The organism is Streptomyces sp. NPDC052107 (genome assembly GCF_040680215.1).
GTDB lineage: Bacteria > Actinomycetota > Actinomycetes > Streptomycetales > Streptomycetaceae > Streptomyces.
The window spans coordinates 1-1106 of sequence record NZ_JBFAWG010000315.1 but is presented as its reverse complement, the minus strand read 5'-3'; the positions used below and the strand labels follow the sequence as shown (position 1 = coordinate 1106).

Genomic DNA, 1106 nt, shown 5'->3' with positions numbered 1-1106 from the left:
CGAGTGGTGCCGGGCGCGCGTGCCGGTCGGTCACGTCGACGGCGACGGGTGGGGCGGGGTGCGGCTCCGCTTCCGTGTCAGTGGTCGACGCGGTCTGCTCCCTCGGCTCTTCCTGAATGTGTGGTGTGTGGGCCAGGAGAGTTCCGCCGAAGAAGGCGACGGCAGGCCAGCCCGCGACCGTGACGCGAAGCCAGGCCGGTACGTCGTCCAGGTCGAGGAGTCCGGCCGTGGCGACGTTGGCACCGAGGGACGCGGCCAGCGCAATGAGGAACCACAGCCGCGGACCACCGGCCGTCTGTCCCGCTCGCTGCGCCTGCCGCATCCGGCGCCAGGCGGCGACCAGGAGCAGGTCGACGCTCACGGGGTAGGCCCATGCCTTCCAGCCGTCCTGTCCGGCCGCCGCAGCGAGGTCGTGCAGATGGGAGAAGGACAGAGCGCCGGCGATGACGGCCTGAACGATCACGGCGTCCACGCGGGCCAGGTGAGCACGCATCGGCTCGACTCCTTCCGCGTGATCAGCCGTCGGACTTGAAGGAGTCGGCACGCTCGCGGGCGAGTCGGGCCACCTCGGCGGCGCCGGTGTCGCCGGGCGTGTGGGCGGCGATCCGCTCCAGCAGTTCCGCCTTACGCTCCATGAGCGCGGCGTAGTCGGCGGAAGTGCGGCTCTGCCTGAGCGCGGCCAAGTCGGCGATCAGCGCGCTCACCTCGGCGATGGCGGGGCGTGACATGGGTTTCCTTTCGGTTCCGGGCATGGAGGGGGTAGGGACGCGGCGCGAGATGGTCACGCAGACCGTGGAGAGGGGGAGGGCGGTTACTCGATCACTGGACGAGCGGCGGGGACGGCAGCCGAGGACGAGGACGACTTGGCCGCGTCGGTGACGACGGGCCGGAAGGAGTCGAGCCGGGGCAGTTCGGGCGCCAGGGCGGCCGTGTCGCGGCAGATGGCCGCAGCGTCGTCGAGGGTGAGGTGTGGTGAGCGGACGCGGGACCAGCCGCCGGAGGAGTCACCGACGACTGCGACGCCGGGCCGGTCGGCAGGGATCGAGGTCGCGGCCAGGGCCGCTTCAGGAGAGACGTCGGCCAGCGCCATATTCGCCGAGGACTCG

Annotated in this window: 2 protein-coding genes and 1 pseudogene; all 3 read right to left on the bottom strand. The window is 71.9% G+C overall.

Translation table 11 applies throughout. The annotated features are described in order from the left end of the window. On the bottom strand, positions 1-493 hold a 493-nt coding region (locus tag AB0M27_RS48110), incomplete at its 3' end, for a DUF2637 domain-containing protein (protein ID WP_365732499.1). Positions 494-515: 22 nt separating this feature from the next. Further along, positions 516-728, bottom strand: a complete 213-nt coding sequence (locus tag AB0M27_RS48105) for a hypothetical protein (protein WP_365732498.1) — start codon at positions 726-728, stop codon at positions 516-518. Positions 729-811: 83 nt separating this feature from the next. Next, a pseudogene (locus AB0M27_RS48100) lies at positions 812-1106 on the bottom strand (conjugal transfer protein TraS); the annotation flags it as partial.